Origin of the sequence: Promicromonospora sp. CA-289599, from assembly GCF_050936155.1 — a bacterium.
GTDB lineage: Bacteria > Actinomycetota > Actinomycetes > Actinomycetales > Cellulomonadaceae > Promicromonospora.
Genome location: NZ_JBNJNI010000001.1, coordinates 1,580,242 through 1,600,412, shown reverse-complemented (window position 1 = coordinate 1,600,412; position 20,171 = coordinate 1,580,242). Strand labels below are relative to the sequence as shown.

Genomic DNA, 20,171 nt, shown 5'->3' with positions numbered 1-20,171 from the left:
GCGACACGTCCGGGCTGGTAGATGTCACGAAGCGAGGACGCGTTCCACAGCGGTCAGCGGGATGTGCATCCACGCGGGCCGGTGCCGGAACTCGTAGACCACCTCGTACAGCGCCTTGTCCAGGACGAGCGCGCGCAGCAGCAGCTCGGCGGTGGCGACGGTGAGCTCGCTGCCTGACGTCGCGTGCACCGTTCCCTCGTGTGCTTCGCGGTACCCCTCGAGAAAGCTGATCTGGGCGTGTCCCGCCCAGTGCGGGTCGGTCGCCTGCCCGACGGCGGCCGCGTAGTCGAGCGACCGGAGCAGCCCGGCGACGTCGCGCAGCGGCAGGTCGGGCGCCACACGTTCGGACACGGGGCGCTGCGGCTCGCCCTCGAAGTCGAGCACCTTCCAGCCACCCGGCGAGTAGAGCGCCTGCCCGAGGTGCAGGTCGCCGTGGATGGACTGCAGGGGTACGAGTCCGCCGGTGCGCTCGACGACGGCGGACAGGCGGTCGCTCACGGTGTCGAACAGCGCGGTGACGCCCGCTCGGTGCGGGGCCAGGTCGGGGACGTCGGCGAACGCCTCGGCGGCGCGGCGCCGCAGCACCCCCATGAAGCTCGCGGGCTCGAGTCCGGGGCCCGGGCCGAGCGCCTCGAGCAGCACGGCGTGCAGCTGTGCGACGACGGCCCCGAGCTCCGCGGCCCGCTCCCCGAAGTCCTCGTCGCGCGATGCGTACGCGCAGGCGAGCTCGAAGCCGTCGGTGGCGTCGGTGACCAGCTCGGAGAGCACGGCGAGGTGGGCGAGCGGCGACGCGTCGAGGTCGTCGGGCACCGGCAGCGCGACCGCGCCGAGGAACCGGGGCACACCGTCCCACCCGGCCCGGGTCAGGGCCTCCGGGATCACGACGTCCGGGTGCGGGCCCAGCGCCACGGTCCGCAGGATCTTGAGCATGCCGCCCTGGCCTCCGTGCGCGGTCAGGGCAGGCAACATCACCGACGTGTTCGACTGCTCGCCGGAGATGCGGCGCGCGCCGGCCAGCTCGGCGCAGTCCTCCGGCTCGCACGCCTCCGGCAGGGCGGCGGTGAGGTAGGCGTGCCAGGCGGCGGGGTGGACCCCGCCGTCGTGCACCGTCGCGGTGCCCGACGCCGTCGTCACCGTGCCGATCAGGCCCGCCGCCTCGGTCTCGGCGGTGTCGGCCTCCGGCTCCGCGGTGGGGGTCAGGACCAGCGGGACCTGGATCACCAGCGAATCGGAGCCCGCGGCGAGGCCGGGGCCGGCCAGCCGCAGGAGCGCGACGACGACGTCGGCGACCCCCGGGAAGGTGACGGTGAGCCAGGGTTCGTGCGTCACCCCCTCGGCGGGCACCGGGTACCAGCGCTGCTGGGGCAGCCACGTGTCCAGGAGCCGCAGCACCTCCGGGGGGAGGTGCGCGGCTCCTGGGGAGACGTGGACGAGGCGCGCCGCAGTCACACCGCTCCCGCCTGCCCTGCCGACTCCGCCGATCCAGCGCGCACCGGCGGGGCCAGCACCAGCCAGTAGAAGTCGCGCGCACCCCACGTCATGGTCAGGATCCCGTCCTCGCCGACGCTCGGGAACTCACCCCCGCCGAACACGTCGGTGAGCGTCCAGCCGGCGTATCCGGGCAGCTTGATGGTGGACGAGCGTGCTGTGGCGGACAGGTTCGCGGCCACCAGGATGGTCTCCTCGGCGGAGGACCTGGTGAACGCGATGACCGACTCGTCGTTGCAGTCGAGCGCCGTGAAGTCGCCGGTACCGAACGTGGGGTGCAGGCGCCGGAACGCCAGCATGTTGTGCATCCAGTGCAGCAGCGACGTCGGCTGCGCGAGCTGCGCCTCGACGTTCGTGTGCTGGTAGTGGTGCACGAGCGACTGGACGAGCGGCAGGTAGAGCTTGCCCGGGTCCGCCGTGGAGAAGCCGGCGTTGCGGTCCGGCGTCCACTGCATCGGGGTGCGCACCGCGTCGCGGTCGGGCAGCCAGATGTTGTCACCCATGCCGATCTCGTCGCCGTAGTACAGGCACGGGGTGCCGGGCATCGACAGCAGCAGCGCGTTCGCCAGCTCGATCTCCTTGCGGGCGTTGTCCAGCAGCGGTGCGAGCCGCCGCCGGATCCCCACGTTGGCCCGCATCCGCGGGTCGGGGGCGTACCAGCCGTACATGCTGGCGCGCTCCTCCGTGGACACCATCTCCAGGGTGAGCTCGTCGTGGTTGCGCAGGAACGTGCTCCACTGCCCGCCCGCCGGGATGGCCGGCGTGTCCGCGAGGATCTCCAGCAGCTGGCGGGCCCGCTGGTCACGGATCGCGTAGAAGATGCGCGGCATCACGGGGAAGTGGAAGCACATGTGGCACTCGGGCTCGTCGTCCGTGCCGAAGTACTCGACGACGTCCGCCGGCCACTGGTTGGCCTCGGCCAGCATGATGCGACCAGGGAACTCCGTGTCGAGCATGCGCCGCACCTTGCGCAGGAACGCGTGGGTCTCGGGCAGGTTCTCGCAGTTGGTGCCCTCTGCCTCGAACAGGTACGGCACGGCGTCCAGGCGGAAGCCGTCGACGCCGAGCTGCAGCCAGAACCGCGCGACGTCGAGCATCGCCTCGACCACGCGCGGGTTCTCGAAGTTCAGGTCGGGCTGGTGGCTGAAGAACCGGTGCCAGAAGTACTGCCGCCGCACGGGGTCGAACGTCCAGTTCGACGTCTCGGTGTCCACGAAGATGATGCGCGCGCCCTCGTACTGCGTGGGGTCGTCGCTCCAGACGTAGAAGTCGCCGTACGGGCCCTCCGGGTCGGCGCGTGAGGCCTGGAACCACGGGTGCGCGTCGCTGGTGTGGTTCATGACCAGGTCGATCACCACGCGGATGCCCCGCTCGTGCGCGGCGGCCACCAGGTCGCTGAAGTCCGAGATGGTGCCGAACTGCGGCGAGACCGCCGTGAAGTCCGCGACGTCGTACCCGCCGTCGCGCAGCGGCGACGGGAAGAACGGCGGCAGCCACAGGCAGTCGATGCCCAGCCACTCCAGGTAGTCGAGCCGCTCCACCAGGCCGCGCAGGTCGCCCGCGCCGCCGTCGCCGGAGTCGGAGAACGACCGGATCATCACCTCGTAGAAGACGGCCTTCTTGTACCACTCGGGGTCGTGCGCCAGGCCCTTGCGCCGGGCGTCCAGGCGTGGCTGCCGCCGCGGCGGCAGCGCCTGGACGGGTACGGGCATCACCGGCGGGTTCGGCATGCTGGGCCGCTCGGGCTGTGCGGCCTCGGTCCGGGGATAGTCCTCCGGCGGCCCGACGGCGGGGCCACCCGATCCGAATGTCGTCATGCCGGACCCACCTGGAGGACGTGTGCCACGCGGACCTGCGGGTCGAGCCGCACCCAGGGATGAGCCCCCCAGCCGTAGGTCTCGTCGGACAACAGGTCGTGCGCCACGAAGAACGGGGCGCGGTCATCACCCTCGGGAGCGCGGAGGCCGAGGGCGGAAAGGTTCAGGTGCACTACAGACTCCTGTGCGTTCCGGGGGTCCAGGTTCAGCACGACCACGACCACGTCGTCGTGCCGCGGGGCACGCCGATCGTTGCCCCCTGCACTCATGGTGCGGCCCTGCGGCTTCGCTGTCGCGCGCGGGAGGCGATCGACCGGGATCCGGCGCGAGAACGCGATCACGTTGCTGTTCGTCGTGGGGTGGATCGTCAGGTTTCGGAGCTGCTGGAGTGCGGGGTGTGCCCGGCGGATCTCGTTGAGCTTGCCCAGCAGCAGCGCGATCCCGTACTCGTCGGCGCGCTCCCAGTCCCTGGGCCGGTACTCGTACTTCTCGTTGTCTATCTGTTCCTCGGCGCCGGGCCGCGGGGTGTTCTCCACGAGCTCGTAGCCCGAGTAGATGCCCCAGGTGGGCGAGCCCGTCGCGGCCAGCGCCGCGCGCACGGCGAAGGCCGCGACACCGCCCTCGCTCAGGTAGGGCGGCAGGATGTCGTGGGTGGTGGGCCAGAAGGACGGGCGCAGCACCGAGCCCTGCGGCCCGCTGACCTCAGCCAGGTACTCCTCGATCTCCTCCTTCGTGTTGCGCCAGGTGAAGTAGGAGTACGACTGGTGGAAGCCGACCCGCGCCAGCGTCTGCATCATCGCCGGCTTGGTGAACGCCTCCGACAGGAAGATGACCTCGGGGTTCGTCGCGTGCACCTCCGCGAGCAGCCACTCCCAGAAGTTGACCGGCTTGGTGTGCGGGTTGTCGATCCGGAACAGGGTGACGCCCCGGTCGATCCATGTGCGGAAGACGTCCAGCATCGCCGCGTACAGACCGTCGGGGTCGGTGTCGAAGCTGAGCGGGTAGATGTCCTGGTACTTCTTGGGCGGGTTCTCCGCGTAGGCGATGGACCCGTCGGCGCGGATGACGAACCACTCGGGGTGCTCGGTGATCCAGGGGTGCTCGGGCGACGCGTTGAGGGCGATGTCGAGCGCCACCTCCAGGCCCTGGGCGCGGGCCGCGGAGACGAAGGCCTTGAAGTCCTTCTCCGTGCCCAGGTCCGGGTGGATGGCGTCGTGCCCGCCGTCCGCCGACCCGATCGCGTACGGGCTGCCCGGGTCGCCCGGCTGAGCCTCCAGCGAGTTGTTGCGGCCCTTGCGGAACGTGGTGCCGATGGGGGAGACGGGCGTCAGGTAGACGACGTCGAACCCCATCGCCGCGATCGCCGGCAGCCGCTTGGCAGCGGTCCGGAACGTGCCGGACACCCACGTGCCGTCCTTCTTCTGGTACGCTCCCTCCGACCGGGGGAACATCTCGTACCAGGCACCGGCCAGCGCCAGCTGCCGGGATACCCGCAACGGGTAGGTGTCCGACGCCGAGACCAGCTCGCGCAGGGGCGCGCGCCGCAGGGCCTCGGTGACCTCGGGCGACGTCGCCACCGCGAACCGGGCCTCCGCCGGCCGGGAGGCGTCACCCAGCGCACGTCGCGCGGCCGTCAGGGCCCGCGCGGCACGGGTGGTGCGGCCCGAGGCCACCAGCGCGTCGTCCGGCACCCGGCGGCAGATCCTGTCGAACAGCCGCACGCCCTCCGCGAGCATCAGCTCGGTGTCGATGCCCGCCGCGATCTTGATTCCAGCGGAGTGCACCCAGGTCGCGTACGGGTCCGACCACCCCTCCACCCGGAACGACCAGTCGCCCTCGGCGTCGGGCTGCAGGAAACCGCGGAAGCGGTCCAGGCCGGGGGAGACGTTGACCATCGGGGCCCACGAGTGGTCAGATCCGTCCGGGGCGACGAGCACCGCGGTCGCGGCGACGGCGTCGTGCCCCTCACGGAAGACCGTCGCCTCGATCGGGACCACCTCCCCGACCACGGCTTTCGCCGGCCACCGTCCGGCCTCGACGACGGGGGAGACCTCGAGGACGGGGATTCGGCCGATCCGGCCGGGAGTCGAGTACTGGCTCACCGGAACACGCTATCGACCGATACGGGGGACTCGCCTTCCGGGCGCGCCGGGTTTCGAAACTGTCCTGTGGAGGTACGCAGCGGAGGTACGCGGCGGCGCCGCGTCGACGCCGCGCCGGCGGCACATGATGACGGTGTGCGGACCGGATCCCATATCCCACCAGGCGAGGTGTGCTCGCTCGGTGATGTGCGTAGTCTTCGTCCAGTGAGAGCGATCCGCAGATTCACCGTCCGCACGGTCCTCCCCGAGCAGCTCGCGGCGCTCGACGAGCTGGCCCAGAACCTTCGCTGGTCCTGGCACGCGCCGACGCGCGAGCTGTTCGCGAGCATCGACCCAGAGCTCTGGTCCGACGTCCGGGGCGATCCCGTGGCGCTGCTCGCCGCGCTCGGCTCCGAACGCCTGGCGGCGCTCGCAGCCTCCGACGAGTTCACCGGCCGGGTCCGCGCGGCGTCGGACGACCTCCACCACTACCTGCGGGACCCGCAGTGGTACCAGGGGCAGACGACGTCGGGCGGCGAGCTGCCGGCCGCCATCGCCTACTTCTCGCCGGAGTTCGGCATCACCTCGGTGCTGCCGCAGTACTCGGGCGGCCTCGGCATCCTGGCGGGCGACCACCTCAAGAGTGCGTCCGACATGGGCGTGCCCATCGTGGGCGTGGGCCTGCTGTACGGGGCCGGCTACTTCCGGCAGTCGCTCACCCGTGACGCGTGGCAGGTGGAGACGTACCCGCTGCTCGACCCGGACGGCCTGCCGCTCGCGGTCCTGCGCGAGGAGGACGGCACACCCGCGCTCATCTCGCTCGACCTGCCCGGCGGACGCAAGCTGCACGCGCACGTCTGGGTCGCCGCCGTCGGCCGGGTGCCGCTGCTGCTGCTCGACTCGAACGTGCCCGAGAACGACGACGCGTCCCGCAAGGTCACCGACCGCCTCTACGGCGGCGGCGGCGAGCACCGCCTGCAGCAAGAGCTGCTGCTCGGCGTGGGTGGCGTGCGTGCGCTGCGGGCCTGGTCGCGCCTCACCGGGGCGCCGGACCCGGAGGTCTACCACACCAACGAGGGCCACGCCGGCTTCCTCGGGGTGGAGCGCATCCGGGAGCTCGTCGGGTCCGGCCTGAGCGTCGGCGAGGCGCACGAGGCGGTACGCGCCGCGACGGTGTTCACCACGCACACGCCCGTCCCCGCCGGTATCGACCGGTTCCCGAAGGACCTGGTCAGCGCCTACTTCGGCGGCGACAACGCGATGGACGGCGTGCCGCTGGAGAGCGTGCTGGCGCTCGGCTCCGAGGACTACGACGGCGGCGACCCGACGGTCTTCAACATGGCGGTGATGGGCCTGCGGCTCGGCGGCCGGGCGAACGGCGTCTCGCTGCTGCACGGCCAGGTCTCGCGGGAGATGTTCGAGGGTCTGTGGCCCGGGTTCGACGCGCGGGAGGTGCCGATCCGGTCGGTCACCAACGGTGTGCACTCGCCCACCTGGGTCGCGCCGCGGCTGGCCGCCGTGGAGGCGGAGCGGATGGGGCTGGACCAGATCACGGCGCCCGAGGCGTCGGCCGGCTGGCTCGACCCCAGCAGGGTGCCCGACGCCGAGCTGTGGGCCCTGCGCGGCGAGATGCGCGGCGAGCTCGTGGCCGAGGCCCGGCGCCGGGTGCGCAAGTCCTGGCGCGAGCGCGGGGCGTCCCCGGCCGAGCTCGGCTGGGTCGACGAGGTCCTGTCGCCCGACGTGCTCACCATCGGCTTCGCCCGCCGCGTGCCCACCTACAAGCGGCTCACGCTCATGCTGCGCGACCAGGACCGCCTCAAGGCGCTCCTGCTGCACCCCGAGCGGCCCGTGCAGCTCGTCGTGGCGGGCAAGTCGCACCCGGCCGACGACTCGGGCAAGCGCCTCATCCAGCAGCTGGTCCGGTTCGCCGACGACCCCGAGGTGCGGCACCGGATCGTCTTCCTGCCGAACTACGACATCGGCATGGCGCAGTCGCTGTACCCGGGCTGCGACGTCTGGCTGAACAACCCGCTGCGGCCGCTGGAGGCCTCCGGGACTTCCGGCATGAAGAGCGCGCTCAACGGCGGCCTGAACCTCTCGATCGAGGACGGCTGGTGGGCCGAGTGGTACGACGGCGAGAACGGCTGGGGCATCCCGACGGCCGACGGCGTCGAGGACGCCGACCGCCGGGACGACCTGGAGGCCGCCGCGCTGTACGACCTGGTCGAGTCCCAGGTGGCGCCCGCGTTCTACGACCGGACCGACGGCGTGCCGGGCCGCTGGCTCGAGATGGTGCGGCACACACTGGCCACGCTCGGTCCGAAGGTGCAGGCCACGCGCATGGTCTCCGAGTACGTGCACGGCCTGTACGCCCCGGCCGCCGAGGCCGGCCGGCTGCTCGCCGCCGACGGTTTCGCCGCCGCGAAGGACCTGGCGGGCTGGAAGGAGCACGTGCGGAACTCGTGGTCCCAGGTGCGGGTGGACCACGTCGAGTCCGCGGGGATCGGCGAGGCGGTGCAGGTCGGTGACCGGCTCACCGTGCGCGCCTACGTCTCGCTGGGCGCGCTGTCGCCCGACGACGTGGACGTCCAGGTGGTGCACGGCCGTGTCACCGAGGCCGACGTCATCGACGAGTTCTCGGCCGAGCCGCTCACCCTCAGCGAGTCCTACGAGGCCGGCCGGCACGCGTTCGGCGGCGAGGTCGACCTGGACACGTCCGGCCCGTTCGGCTACACGGTCCGGATAGTGCCCAAGCACTCGCACCTGACGAGCGTCGCGGAACTGGGCCTGGTGGCCAACGCCTGACGGCGTCTTTTGATCCGTCGAACGTAGGAGTGGTCGCCCTCTCGGGAGCGAGAGGGCGACCACTCCTACGTTCGACGCCTGTGCCGGGATGTGACCGGGTTCCCTGGCCGCCGATTAGGCGAAGTGGGTGTCGGGTAGGGAGAGTGTTCCCATGAAGATCAACGTGGACCAGGACGCCTGCTGCGGCGCCGGCCAGTGCGTGCTGCTCGCCCCCGAGGTGTTCGGTCAGGACGAGGACGACCGGGTCATCCTGCTGGACGAGCGTCCGGGCCCGGAGCTCGACTTCGCCGTGCAGGAGGCAGTGAGCATGTGCCCGACAGGCGTCATCTGGGTGGACCAGAACGCCTGACGGCTCCGAGGATGGGTCCGGCACCCCTTCATAGATAGCCGTTGCGTATAAGCAACGCTATTTGGGCGGGCATGATCGCGCTTTCTGCGCGATGATCCTGCGGTGAAGCCCGACCCGTCTCCCCCAGAAAGAGTTCGCCTTGCATGCCTGGGTGGACGAGTCCATGCGTGCAGCCAAGGACGGCAAGAACGGGCTATATCTCTTGGCCGCGGTCGTTGCCGATCCTGGCAAGTGCGATGTCGTTCGAGATGGCCTCGCCTCTCTACTTCTCAAAGGCGCCCTGAGATTGCACTGGCGTGACGAGACGGAGATGCGGCGCTGCAAGATTGCGGCGCTCATCGGATCGCATGACCTTGCGCACCTCGTCGTGGTCGGGGCTCCAATCAACCATCGACGCCAGGAGCGAGCTCGCGCGCAGTGCATGGAGCGGCTTCTCTACGAGCTGGACCAGTTGGGTGTCTCGGAGGTCTGGCTCGAGACGCGCCATTTTGCACTGAACGAGCGCGACCTAAGACTGGTTGAGGCCTTGCGTGGCAAGAGGTCTGTCAGCTCGGGGATCCGCGTGGGATTCTCTCGCCCCAAGGATGAGCCGATGCTGTGGGTACCCGATGCTGTTGCCGGGGCCGTGAATGCGGCGACTTCCGGTGGCGACACCGACGCGATGGATGGGTTCGGCGAGATCGAGATCATCAACCTGAACTTGTCCTGAAATGCGCGATGCCGGGCTCCCGTCGTCCGGCGGGGGGTCCCGGCTTCACTTCCGTCACTCCCAGCAGGAGGCGGCTGCGTGGAGTCTAGGTGTCCCTCTCGGGGCGCGCTCGTCGCACCGGTCGCGGCGGGATCGGCTTGGCGGTCTCGATGTCGGCGGCCGCGACGGAGACCTCTTCCGGCTCCCCGCGGCCGGGTACCGGATCGGTGCGCAGCCGCAGGCCGGCGTCGGACACCTCGACCACGAAGCCGATCAGGTCCGTCCAGCGGTGGGCCGTGCCGCCGTCGGACACGACAGGGCCGGACGGCGCCAGCCGGCGCCGGACCACCACTCGTGTGCCCGGCCGGAGTGCGCGCCAGCCCCCGGTCGGAGCCGGTGGTGTAGCGAATGTCACTCAGGTTCCCTTTCCGCTGCGTGAGACCGGTGGGGATCTGTGCGTCTCCCGGGAGATACTAGGATCGCGCCGCCGGGCTCGTCCCGCGGTCCACATCGTGCATGATCCTCAGTCCGGAAGTGGAAGGACACCCTCGAAGTGACCTACGTGATCGCTCAGCCATGCGTCGACGTCAAGGACCGGGCATGCATCGAGGAGTGTCCCGTGGACTGCATCTACGAGGGCAGCCGCTCCCTGTACATCCACCCCGACGAGTGCGTGGACTGCGGTGCCTGCGAGCCGGTCTGCCCGGTGGAGGCCATCTACTACGAGGACGACGTCCCCGATGAGTGGAAGGACTACTACCGCGCGAACGTCGAGTTCTTCGACGACCTCGGCTCGCCCGGTGGTGCCGCGAAGATGGGCGTCATCGAGAAGGACGACCCGATGATCGCCGCCCTCCCACCCCAGGCCTGACGGCCCGCGACATGGGTCTGCACGACCTCTCCGACCTGCCGTACCCCTGGGACTCGATCGCCGGCATCACGGCGACCGCCAAGGCCCACCCGGGCGGTCTGGTCGACCTCTCCATGGGTACGCCCGTGGACCCGACGCCCGAGGTCGTGCGGCACGCGCTCGAGGCGGCGTCCGACGCGCCGGGCTACCCGATGACGGCGGGTACGCCCGCGCTGCGGCAGGCCGTCGCCGACTGGTTCGCCAGACGCCGGGGCGTGCCCGGCCTCGATCCCGCCGCCGTGGTGCCGACCATCGGTTCCAAGGAGCTCGTGGGCCTGCTGCCCTCGCTGCTCCGCCTCGGACCGGGCGACGTCGTCGTGCACCCGGCCGTCGCCTATCCGACGTACGTCGCCGGCATCCGCGCGGCGGGTGCCACGCCGCTGGCGACCGACGACGTCGCCGACTGGGCCGGCCGGGACGACGTCCGCATGGTGTGGGTCAACTCGCCGGGAAACCCGACGGGCCGGGTGCTGGACGTCGAGGCCCTGCGTGCCGTGGTGGAGGCCGCGCGTGCCATCGGCGCCGTCGTCGTCTCCGACGAGTGCTACGCGGAGCTGGCGTGGGAGAGACCCTGGGTCGACCAGGGTGTCCCGTCGATCCTCGACCCGCACGTGTGTGACGGTTCCCACGACGGGCTGCTCGCGGCGTACTCCCTGTCCAAGCAGTCCAGCATCGCGGGCTACCGGGCGGCGTTCCTCGCGGGCGACGCCGCGCTGATCGCCGACCTCACGCAGACCCGCAAGCATCTCGGGCTCATCGTGCCCGCCCCCGTGCAGGCCGCGATGACGGCAGCGCTGTCCGACGACGAGCACGTCGCCGCGCAGCGCGAGGTCTACGGCATCCGGCGCCGGGCGCTGACCGCCGCGGTCGTCGCGGCAGGGCTCGTCGTGGAGGAATCGGGAGCCGGCCTGTACCTCTGGGTGGCGGCGCCGGACGGGCGTTCCGGCCTGCAGGTCGCCGAATGGTTCGCGGATCGCGGCATCCTTACCGCGCCCGGCCACCTCTATGGCGACAACGAGCACACGCGAGTGGCACTGACCTCCACTGACGCACAGATTGCCGACGCTGTGTCACGCCTCACAGAGGCTTGACCGACGGATTGGAAAAACAAGAGCAGGGCGCGATACTGTCGTGCCCCAGGTCGACGCTGCCCGTGAATTTCCTTCACCGCAGTTTCACAGCAGCGTCCCTCGTGCGCCATTCAGGAAGGAAGACATGACCTCCACACCGGTGGACGGCTCGAGCCGCGTCGAGCTCGCCGTCAACGGAACCTCTCACACCCTGCCTGTCGTCGCCGCGAGCGAGGGGAACGACGGCATAGTCGTGTCGTCGCTGCTCAAGGACACGGGCCTGGTCACGGTCGATCCGGGCTTCATGAACACGGCGTCGTGCGAGTCGTCGATCACCTACATCGACGGTGACGCGGGCATCCTGCGCTACCGCGGGTACCCGATCGACCAGCTGGCCGCGGGCTCGGGCTTTCTCGAGGTGGCCTACCTGCTCATCTACGGCGAGCTGCCGAGCGCCACGGAGCTGGACGCGTTCACCGAGCGGGTCAACCGCCACACGCTCGTGCACGAGGACTTCCGCACGTTCATGGGCACGTTCCCCCGGAACGCGCACCCGATGGCGGTGCTCGCGTCCGCGGTGAACGCGCTGGGCACGTTCTACCCGGAGTCGCTCGACCCGGCAGACGACGAGCAGGTCGACCTGGCCACGGTGCTGCTGCTCGCCAAGACGCGCACCATCACGTCCTACCTGCACCGTCGCCGGGTGGGCGAGCCGCTGCTGTACCCGGACTACTCGCGCGGGTACGTCGAGGACTTCCTGCGCATGACGTTCGCGACGCCGTACGAGGCCTACGAGGCCGACCCGATGGTCGTGGACGCCCTGGAGAAGCTGCTCGTGCTGCACGCGGACCACGAGCAGAACTGCTCGACGTCCACGGTGCGCGTCGTCGGCTCGTCCAACGCGACGCTCTATGCATCTGTGGCGGCGGGCGTGAACGCACTGTCCGGTCCGGCGCACGGCGGCGCCAACGAGGCGGTGCTGACCATGCTGGAGAAGATCCGCTCGGGCGGCGAGACCGTCGAGACCTTCATGGACAAGGTCAAGAACAAGCAGGACGGCGTGCGCCTGATGGGCTTCGGCCACCGGGTCTACAAGTCGTACGACCCGCGCGCCGCCATCGTGAAGAAGTCGGCCGACGAGGTGCTCGACAAGCTCGGCGCCAAGGACGAGCTGCTCGACATCGCGCGTGGCCTCGAGGAGATCGCCCTCTCGGACGACTACTTCGTGGAGCGCAAGCTCTACCCGAACGTCGACTTCTACACGGGCCTCATCTACAAGGCGATGGGCTTCGAGCCCGCCATGTTCACGCCGCTGTTCGCGCTGGGCCGCATGCCCGGCTGGATCGCCCAGTGGCGCGAGATGATCAAGGACCCGCAGACGAAGATCGGCCGCCCGCGCCAGGTGTACACCGGCGCGACGGAGCGCCCGTACGTCCCGGCCGGTCGGCGCTGAGCCGCCAGGACGGAACCGCGCCCAGATAGCACTGTGGCGAGACAGGACTGCAGCGGACCTGCGGCTCTGTCTCGCCACAGTTCTGTCTGGGCGCGGCTCTGTCACCGGCGCCGCAGGTGTCGCGCCGGTTAGCCTGCTTCCATGCCCGAGAAACCGCCGTTCAGCCCGACGGTCGCGCTGCTGACGATCGGCCGGGTCTGGGACGCCGCGCTCGCCGACACCCTGAAGCCGCTCGGCCTGACGACCCGCAAGTACGGCCTGCTGGGGCACATCCGGGCGACGCCGGGCGTCTCGTTCAGCGAGCTGGCCCGCCGCTCGCGCATCACCGTGCAGAGCGCCCACACCGCCGTGGCCGCGTTCGCGGCGGACGGTCTGGTCGAGGATGCCACGGCGCGCGCCGGCGCGGCGGCGTCGCTGCAGGTCACTCCGGCCGGCGAGCGGTTGCTCGGGGAGGCGGCGGAGCGGGTCGCCGTGCTCGACGCCCAGTTCGCCGCGGAGTACCCCGTGCTCGTCGAGGCCATGCGACGGCAGATCGAGGAGCACTTGTCCCGGAGTCGCTGACCTTCAGGGAGTATGAAGCATGGCCATCCTTCAGTTAGGCTGAAGGTATGGAGAACCTGCTGCTGTCCGCGCACGTGCTCGCGGGCATCCTGTTCGTCGGCCCCGTGGCGGTGACCACCAGCCTCTTCCCACGCTTCGCCCCACTGGCGGCGGGTACGGCGGACCCCACCGCCCGGGCCGAGCGCAGTGCGTCGGTGGCTCAGATGCTGCACGGAGTGACCCGGGTCTACGGCGTGCTGGCCCTCGTGGTTCCTGTGATCGGCCTGGTGCTGGCGGCGGTCCAGGGGCGCCTGGGCGAGATCTGGATCGTCACGGCGATGGTGCTCACGGCCGTCGCGGGCGGTCTGCTCGCGCTGCGCATCACGCCTGGCCAGCGGGCCGTGCTGGAAAGCCCCGGCGACGCCGCACGGCTGCGTGGGCTGAGCATGCTGACCGGCGTCTTCAACCTGCTGTGGGCCGCGGTCGTCGTGCTCATGGTCGTGCGGCCGGGGTCGGTGTGAGGCCGCTGCTGCGCGCGCTCGAGGTGCTCTCGGTCCTGGAGCTCCTGAGCGTGGCCGCCCTGCTCGTGAACCTCGCCACGGTGCACGTGGAGGGCGTCGCGTCGGCGCTCGGTCCGGCGCACGGCGCGCTGTACCTGGCGGTGGCCGTCACGGCCCTGCTCGGCCAGGACCTTCTGCCGCGTACGCGGTTGCTTGCGCTGGTCCCGGTGCTCGGCGGCGTCTTCACCCTGGTCAACGTGCGCCGGGAGGCGCGCCGATGAGCTGCGACCGAGCAGCGTGACCGGATCGTTGCCCGGGGCGGCGGTAATTTTGTAGGCGGTGTCACAGGCCGCGGCTAGTTTGGCTCCGTGAGTCGAGCCACCCTCCTTGCCCGCCGGTCCACGGCGCACCGCGGGCTGCTCGCGCTCGTCTGGCTGCTGGTGGCGGTGCTCACGGGTGCCCTCGGCGTGACCGTCGGCTGGACGCAGGCCGCCGCCACCGCCGGTGCCCGCGAAGGGATCGCGGCCGCAGAGCCGTCCGGCCGCGCACTGCAGCTCGCCACCCGGATGGCGGACGGCTCCGCTGCCGACACGCAGGACGCCACGGTCCAGCAGGTGCTCGCGGGCCTGCTCGACGGCGTACCGCACCAGGTCGCCTACGACGTGCGGACCGAGCCGCTGTACGCACGAGGCAGCGAGGGGCAGGACCTGGGCCGCTGGTCGGTGGCCTTGCTCCCGGCCTCGTCGCGCGCGGAGGCGCTTGCCGGCGAGGGCACCTCGGGTGTCACCCTGGCGGACGGCACCTGGCCTACCGCCCCCGACGAGGCGGCCGTGCAGGCGGACGCCGCGGAGGCCGCCGGCCTGAGCGTCGGCGACACCGTTCGCCTCGGCATCGACCCCGACAGCCCCACCGCCACCGGCGCTTCGGTCACCATCGCGGCGACCTGGCGGGTCACCGACCCCGACGCCGCGGTCTGGCTCGGCGACCCCGCGACGCTGACCGGCTCGGACGGCGCCTACCCCGGCCCGGTGGCGGTGCGCCAGGAGACCTTGGACGACCTGGACACCGACCCGTTCGCCCGCTGGACGGTGGTGCCCGACGGTGCCACCATCACGCCCGAGCACCTGCCCGCTCTCGCGGCGCTCGCGGCCGAGATCGAGCGCGGTCTGGGCGAGGACACGTCCGTCGCTCCCCGCGGGCTGACCGTCGTGGGAACGCTCGACACGACGACCGCCGACCTCGCGGCCGCGCTGGACGCGGCGGACGCCGTCGCCCTGGTGCCGCTCTGCCTGCTCGCACTGGTGGGCCTGGTCGCGCTGGTGCAGGTGGCGCGGCTGCTCGCCGCTACCCGAGAGGGAGAGGTGGCGCTGCTCGTCTCGCGCGGGGCCGCGCCCGGGACGGTGACGGCCGCCGCCGCCGTGGAGGGTGTGCTGCTGGCACTGACCGCCGCGGCGGCAGGCGGGACCGCGGCGTGGGCCGCGCTGGGGATCGTCGCCGCGTCGTATGCCGGGGCTGCCGCCCCCGCGGTGACACCGGTGACGGTGGCGCTCGCGATGGCGGTCGTCGCGGCAGCGACGCTCACGCTGGTCGCGGCGCTGCAGGCGCAGGCGGCGGTGCGGCGACAGGTGACCGACCGCTCGGGACGCGTACGTCAGGTGGCCGCGCTGGGCACCGTGGTGCTGACGGTGGCCGCCGCAGCGGTGAGCGCCACCCAGCTGCTGCGCTACGGCTCCCCGCTCCTGACCACCCCCGACGGTGCGCGCACCGACCTCACGGCGGCCGCCGCGCCGGCCCTCGCACTGGCCGCGCTCGCCGTGGCGGCGATGGCCGTGCTCGGCCCGGCCACCCGGCTGTGGGCGGCGCTCGCCGGCCGGTCGCGTGGTGTCGTCGGGCCGCTGGCGGCCCGTCAGGTGGCCCGGCGGCTCGTCGTCTACGTCGTGCCGGTGGTCCTGCTCGTGCTCGCGGGCGGTGCCGCGACCCTGGCCGGCGGGTACACCGGTACCGCCGAGCGGCTGCGGGCCGACGTCGACGTGCTCGCCAACGGCGCCGACGTGCGGGTCACGGCACCCGAGAACGGGCCGCTCGACCCGGCGCCGTACCTGCTGGGCGGGCCGGGTACCGGCCCGGACGCCGTCGCCGCGGCGCCCGCGCTGGCCAGCACCGGCTATTCCGACGGGCGCCCGGTCACGCTGCTCGCGCTGCCCGCGGCCGCGCTGCCCGCGGTGATGCGCGCGCCCACCGAGGTGCTCGACGTCGACCGGGTAGCCGGCGCCCTGGCCGGCGACGCGTTCGCGACGGCGCCCGCCCTGCCTGACGACGCCCGCGACGTCAGCCTCACCGTGAGCGGCTGGATCCGTCCGGTCGCGGGCACGGTAGCGCTGCCGGGCGGGCCCCCGCACGAGCTGGAGATGTCCATGGTGCTCGCCGCGCCCGACGGGACGCTCGCCACGCTCGAGCTCGGACAGCTCGCCGAGGGCGACGGGACCGGCAGCACCCTCGGCCCGGACCTGAGCACGCACGAGCTGTCCGCCGCGGTGCCTCCGCCTCCGGTGGGTCAGGCATGGCGCGTCGCGGCCCTCGACATGGACACCCGGCCCGGTTGGTGGCTCGCCGACGCGAGCCTCACCGTCGGCGGACTCACGGCAGGCGGGGAACCCCTCAAGGTCTCCGAGTGGACGCCCTCCGAGATGCTCGACGGCTCCGCGGGTCTGGAGCTGAGCCCTGACGCGAGTCCCGGCGAGGTCGAGCTCAGCATGCCGCTCGGCGACGGCGCGGCGGCGGCCAGCAGGCTGCGCCTCCTGACCACGCCCGAACCGGCCCCCGTCCCGCTGCTCGTCTCGTCCTCGCTGACGGAGGCGCTGAGCCTCGAGCCGGAGGACCCGTTCGAGCTGACCCTCGGCGGGACGCGTCTGACGGTCGTCTCGGTGGCGTCGTCGGGCACGGTGCCCGGCGCGCTCGAGCCGTACGCCGCCCTGCTGGACCGGGGTGCGCTCGCCGCCGCGCTGGTCCGTGAGGTCAAGAAACCGGCGCTGACGAGCGAGGTCTGGCTGGCAGCAGGGCCGCCCGGCGCCACGGCACCCGCCGACGCCGTGACGCGTCTGGCCCAGGAGGTGACCGCCGAGGCCGAGGCCACCAGCGCGACCGTCCGCGACCGGCCGGACGTCACGACACCCGGCCACGGCACCACTGCCACGGCCGTACCCGTGCGGGTCTCGTTCTGGCTCGCCGCCGCGGGAGCGACACTGCTCGCCCTCGCGGGAGTGCTCGCTGTCGCCGTGGCGACGCTGCGCCAGCGACGCGGTGAGGTGATCGTGCTGCGCGCCGTCGGGCTCGGCCCGGTAGCACAGGCCCGGGCGCGGTCCGCCGAGCTCGTCTCCGTCGGCCTGGTGGCGCTCGCGGTGGGCGCCGTCGCAGGCTGGTGGGTGGCCCGGTTCGTCGTCGGCGGCCTCGCGGCCGCGACGCTGACCGGCATCGACGCGGCCCCGCCGGCCCGGTTCGTCCTGGAGGCCGCGGGAACCGGCCTGGTGCTGGCCGCCGCGGTGGCCGGCCTCGTCCTCGTGGCCGCCGGGGTGGGCGGGCGTGTCGCCGGGCAGGCCCGCGACACCACCTATCGTGAGGAGGTCCGCTGATGGGCGCACTGTCCGGACTGGGTCTGCTCGCGCGGCGGCAGCTGCGCACGTCCTGGGGCGCCACCGCGACGCTCGGCGTCGTCGCGTTCCTCGCGGCCGGGGTGCTGTCGACCGCGCCGCGCGCCGTCGCCACCATGCACGGGGATCAGGTGGCCTACGAGACGGCGGCGGCCTCCGGCCCCTCCCGAGACGTGATCTCCGTGGTCGGGGCGGTTCCCGGGGAGCCGCCGGGCGGGATGTACTACGTCCCGGGCGAGGAGCCCGCCGAAGACACCCCTGCCGAACCCGACTGGTCGCCGTTCCTCGCCAACCTCGACGCCGTGCGCGCCGAGGTACCGGAGCCGCTGCGCTCGGCGATGGGCGTGCCCGACTTCCACGTGAGCGCTACCGAGCTCGCCTACACGGACCCGGTGCCGGCCTCGGAGCTGGCCGAGGCCAAGATCCTGCTCCGCACGGCACCCGGCCTGGCGGACCGGGCCGAGCTCGTCGCGGGGAGCTGGCCCGCCGCGACGCCGGCCGGCGGCGACCACCCGTTCGAGGTTGCGGTCTCGCGCGCTGTCGCCGACGCCTACGGCTGGGAGCTCGGTGGGCAGTACGACACGCTCGGCGGCTCGGGTGTGGTCGCCCTGGCGGAGCGCTACCCGAGCCTGGTCGTGACGGGTCTCTTCGAGACCGGCGATCCCGACGCCGACTACTGGTTGCACAACAGCCTCGGCGCACGGGCCTCGGTGATCAGCGACCCCAACCGCGGCCTGCTCGGTACGGCCTCCGTCTACGTCAGCCCGGCGATGATCGTGCCCCTGACCCTGGGGTACGCCGAGACCCGCGTCTGGTACCCGGTCAGTACCGACGACGTGACGGCGGCCGCAGTGCCGACACTCCTGTCCCAGGTCAACGGGCTCTCGGCCAAGGTGATCCCCGTCGCGGCCGGACCTGGCGACCCCACGCCGATGCAGCTGCGGCCCGACAGCCGGCTCAGCGAGATCCTGGACCGCCTGCTCGCGCAGCGGACCGGTGTCGACGCGATCGTCGCGGTCCTCGCCGTCGGACCGCTCGGCGCGACCGTCGCCGTGCTCGCCCTGGGCGCTCGGCTCGTCGTGGACCGACGCCGTTCGGCCCTCGCCCTGCTGCGCGCCCGCGGAGCGTCGGGGGCCCAGCTCCGCCTGCTCATGGGCGGCGAAGGACTCGTCGTCGGGCTGGGCTCGGCGGCCGTCGGCTTCGGGGTGGGCCTCGCCCTCTCGACCGGGTTCGGTATGGACGCACAGGTGACCGCGAGCCAGGTAGGGCTCGCCGTCGCGGCGGGGCTCGCCCCTGCGGCGGCTCTCGCGCTCGCCACGTCGCCCGCCGGGCTCCGGACGACCCGGGCGGACCTCGCGCCCCGGTCGCGCAGCCGCGTGCGCTGGGTGCTCGAGGTGCTCGTCGTCGCGGGTGCGGCGCTCGCGACCTGGCTCCTGCTCTCCCGCGGGGTGGTGGCCGGCTCGGGTGCGGGCTCCGGCGTCGACCCGCTGGTGGCCGCCGCGCCGCTCCTGGTCTCCCTCGCGCTCACCCTGCTCGCCGTGCGTGCCTACCCCTGGATCGCGCTGGCGGTCGAGCGTGCGCTCGCGCCGCGCCGCGACCTGGTGCCGTTCCTCGGGGCCGCCCGCGCCACGCGCGACCCGGCGGGTGGACCCGTGCCCGCCGTCGCGCTGGTGCTCGCCGTGGCCGTCGCCGCGACGTCCGCGGTGCTGTACTCGACGGTCTCCGGTGGCGTGGTCCGCGAGGCCTGGCGCGCGACCGGCGCCGATCTCCGGATCTCCGGCCCGATGGTCGACGAGCCGGTGGCCGAGCAGATCGCCGCGCTCGACGGCGTCGAGGTGGTGGTCCCGGTCGGCCAGGTGGGGGACGGCGTGCTGCAGAGCGACGGTGCCTCCCCGCGCGCGGAGATCTACACCGCGGACGCGGCAGCGCTCGCGACCGCCCAGGCCGACGTGGCCGGAGCGCCGGAGACGCTCGGCGAGCTGTCCCGGCAGGCCGGCACCGGCGGCGCGGACGACGTCGTGCCGGTGATCCTCACCCGGGCCGCCGCCGGTCCCGGCGTGAGCCCGGGAAGCACGGGGATCACGCTCGCGACGCAGGAGGGCAGCGTCGCCGTGCGCGTCGTCGACGTGGTCGACGAGCTGCCCGGGCTCCCCGCCGGCCGTGCCCTCGTCCTCGTCGACACGGACCGGCTGGCCGCGGCCACCGGCGACACCACCTACCCACGGCTCGCGCTGGTCGGCCTGACCGACGACGCCGACCGCTCGGCGGTCAGCGCCGGCATCACCCGCCTGCTGCCGTCGTCGGTCGTGGAGGACCCCGACCAGGAGGCCGACGAGCTGCTGGCGGCGCCGGTCTCCGGCGGACTGGTGATCGCGTTCGTGCTGGCCGTGCTGCTCGCGGGTCTGCTGTGCGCTTCGGCGGTGGTGATGACGTTGATGCTCGCGGCACCCGCGCGAGCTCGACTCCTCGCCGTGCTGCAGACGCTCGGCCTGTCGTCACGCCAGGGGCGCGGGCTCGTCGGCTGGGAGATCGGGCCGTGGGCGGTGGTCGCGCTCGTGGTGGGCGCGGTGCTTGGCGTCGCGGTGCCGTCGCTCGTGCTGGCCGCGGTCGACGTCACGGCGCTGACCGGCGGCCTCACGCAACCCGGCCCGCAGTACGACCCCCTGCTCCTCGGCTCGGCCGCCGCGGGGTTCGTCGTGGTGGTGCTGGCCGCGGTGGGAGTCGCGGCGGCCCTGAGCCGGCGCGGCGAGGTGGCGGCTCAGCTGCGGATGGGCAGCAATGACTGACACGACGACCCTGTACCCAGGCGTCCGAGACCCAGGC

At 72.5% G+C, this 20,171-nt stretch carries 15 protein-coding genes; 11 read left to right on the top strand and 4 right to left on the bottom strand.

Features of this window, described 5'->3' with window-relative positions; genetic code table 11:
* Positions 1-24: 24 nt before the first annotated feature.
* From ACQEVI_RS07070 to ACQEVI_RS07060, 3 genes are all read right to left on the bottom strand, one after another.
* Positions 25-1,449, bottom strand: coding sequence for a maltokinase N-terminal cap-like domain-containing protein (locus ACQEVI_RS07070; RefSeq protein WP_432896117.1), 1,425 nt, complete (start codon positions 1,447-1,449; stop codon positions 25-27).
* Positions 1,446-3,200, bottom strand: a complete 1,755-nt coding sequence (gene treS / locus ACQEVI_RS07065; RefSeq protein WP_432905833.1) for a maltose alpha-D-glucosyltransferase — start codon at positions 3,198-3,200, stop codon at positions 1,446-1,448. The genes ACQEVI_RS07070 and treS overlap by 4 nt, the downstream gene beginning before the upstream one ends.
* A gap of 101 nt (positions 3,201-3,301) precedes the next feature.
* On the bottom strand, positions 3,302-5,407 hold the full coding sequence (locus ACQEVI_RS07060) for an alpha-1,4-glucan--maltose-1-phosphate maltosyltransferase (RefSeq protein ID WP_432896114.1): 2,106 nt from the start codon (positions 5,405-5,407) through the stop codon (positions 3,302-3,304).
* A gap of 204 nt (positions 5,408-5,611) precedes the next feature.
* On the opposite strand from ACQEVI_RS07060, the gene glgP reads away from it, so the two are divergent.
* The 3 genes from glgP to ACQEVI_RS07045 all read left to right on the top strand — a co-directional run bounded on the left by glgP (position 5,612) and on the right by ACQEVI_RS07045 (position 9,249).
* Positions 5,612-8,191 (top strand): alpha-glucan family phosphorylase, encoded by a 2,580-nt coding sequence (gene glgP, locus ACQEVI_RS07055; RefSeq protein ID WP_432896111.1) that lies wholly within the window; start codon positions 5,612-5,614, stop codon positions 8,189-8,191.
* Positions 8,192-8,342: 151 nt separating this feature from the next.
* Complete coding sequence (locus ACQEVI_RS07050; RefSeq protein WP_432896108.1) at positions 8,343-8,540, top strand: ferredoxin; 198 nt, start codon at positions 8,343-8,345, stop codon at positions 8,538-8,540.
* A 151-nt stretch (positions 8,541-8,691) separates the two neighbouring features.
* Positions 8,692-9,249 carry a hypothetical protein gene (locus ACQEVI_RS07045; RefSeq protein WP_432896105.1) on the top strand — a complete coding sequence of 186 codons (558 nt, stop codon included), beginning with the start codon at positions 8,692-8,694 and terminating at the stop codon, positions 9,247-9,249.
* Positions 9,250-9,334: 85 nt separating this feature from the next.
* Here ACQEVI_RS07045 and ACQEVI_RS07040 read toward each other — a convergent pair whose 3' ends face one another.
* A complete protein-coding gene (locus ACQEVI_RS07040; RefSeq protein ID WP_432896102.1) occupies positions 9,335-9,643 on the bottom strand; it encodes a DUF6725 family protein in 309 nt (102 codons plus the stop codon).
* Between the two features lie 138 nt (positions 9,644-9,781).
* Between ACQEVI_RS07040 and fdxA the strand changes: the two genes are divergently transcribed.
* The 8 genes from fdxA (at position 9,782) to ACQEVI_RS07000 (ending at position 20,134) form a co-directional block, all read left to right on the top strand.
* Positions 9,782-10,099, top strand: a complete 318-nt coding sequence (gene fdxA, locus ACQEVI_RS07035) for a ferredoxin (protein WP_020017584.1) — start codon at positions 9,782-9,784, stop codon at positions 10,097-10,099.
* 11 nt (positions 10,100-10,110) lie between these two features.
* Complete coding sequence (gene dapC / locus ACQEVI_RS07030; protein ID WP_432896098.1) at positions 10,111-11,229, top strand: succinyldiaminopimelate transaminase; 1,119 nt, start codon at positions 10,111-10,113, stop codon at positions 11,227-11,229.
* A gap of 124 nt (positions 11,230-11,353) precedes the next feature.
* Positions 11,354-12,661: a citrate synthase gene (locus tag ACQEVI_RS07025; protein ID WP_432896095.1), complete on the top strand. Its 1,308-nt coding sequence runs from the start codon at positions 11,354-11,356 to the stop codon at positions 12,659-12,661.
* A gap of 141 nt (positions 12,662-12,802) precedes the next feature.
* Positions 12,803-13,222 carry a MarR family transcriptional regulator gene (locus ACQEVI_RS07020; RefSeq protein ID WP_432896092.1) on the top strand — a complete coding sequence of 140 codons (420 nt, stop codon included), beginning with the start codon at positions 12,803-12,805 and terminating at the stop codon, positions 13,220-13,222.
* A gap of 47 nt (positions 13,223-13,269) precedes the next feature.
* Entirely contained in the window at positions 13,270-13,722 is a 453-nt protein-coding gene (locus ACQEVI_RS07015) for a hypothetical protein (RefSeq protein WP_432896089.1), read from the top strand.
* Positions 13,719-13,982: a hypothetical protein gene (locus ACQEVI_RS07010; RefSeq protein WP_432896086.1), complete on the top strand. Its 264-nt coding sequence runs from the start codon at positions 13,719-13,721 to the stop codon at positions 13,980-13,982. The genes ACQEVI_RS07015 and ACQEVI_RS07010 overlap by 4 nt, the downstream gene beginning before the upstream one ends.
* 87 nt (positions 13,983-14,069) lie before the next feature.
* Positions 14,070-17,330, top strand: a complete 3,261-nt coding sequence (locus ACQEVI_RS07005) for a hypothetical protein (RefSeq protein ID WP_432896083.1) — start codon at positions 14,070-14,072, stop codon at positions 17,328-17,330.
* Positions 17,330-20,134 carry an FtsX-like permease family protein gene (locus tag ACQEVI_RS07000; RefSeq protein ID WP_432896081.1) on the top strand — a complete coding sequence of 935 codons (2,805 nt, stop codon included), beginning with the start codon at positions 17,330-17,332 and terminating at the stop codon, positions 20,132-20,134. The genes ACQEVI_RS07005 and ACQEVI_RS07000 overlap by 1 nt, the downstream gene beginning before the upstream one ends.
* Positions 20,135-20,171 lie beyond the last annotated feature (37 nt).

Excerpts from the sequence above, each read along its gene's own strand:
- treS (WP_432905833.1), bottom strand. The coding sequence starts at position 3,200 with ATGCCCGTACCCGTCCAGGCGCTGCCGCCGCGGCGGCAGCCACGCCTG.
- dapC (WP_432896098.1), top strand. The coding sequence starts at position 10,111 with ATGGGTCTGCACGACCTCTCCGACCTGCCGTACCCCTGGGACTCGATC.
- ACQEVI_RS07015 (WP_432896089.1), top strand. The coding sequence starts at position 13,270 with ATGGAGAACCTGCTGCTGTCCGCGCACGTGCTCGCGGGCATCCTGTTC.
- ACQEVI_RS07050 (WP_432896108.1), top strand. The coding sequence starts at position 8,343 with ATGAAGATCAACGTGGACCAGGACGCCTGCTGCGGCGCCGGCCAGTGC.
- ACQEVI_RS07025 (WP_432896095.1), top strand. The coding sequence starts at position 11,354 with ATGACCTCCACACCGGTGGACGGCTCGAGCCGCGTCGAGCTCGCCGTC.
- ACQEVI_RS07000 (WP_432896081.1), top strand. The coding sequence starts at position 17,330 with ATGGGCGCACTGTCCGGACTGGGTCTGCTCGCGCGGCGGCAGCTGCGC.
- ACQEVI_RS07020 (WP_432896092.1), top strand. The coding sequence starts at position 12,803 with ATGCCCGAGAAACCGCCGTTCAGCCCGACGGTCGCGCTGCTGACGATC.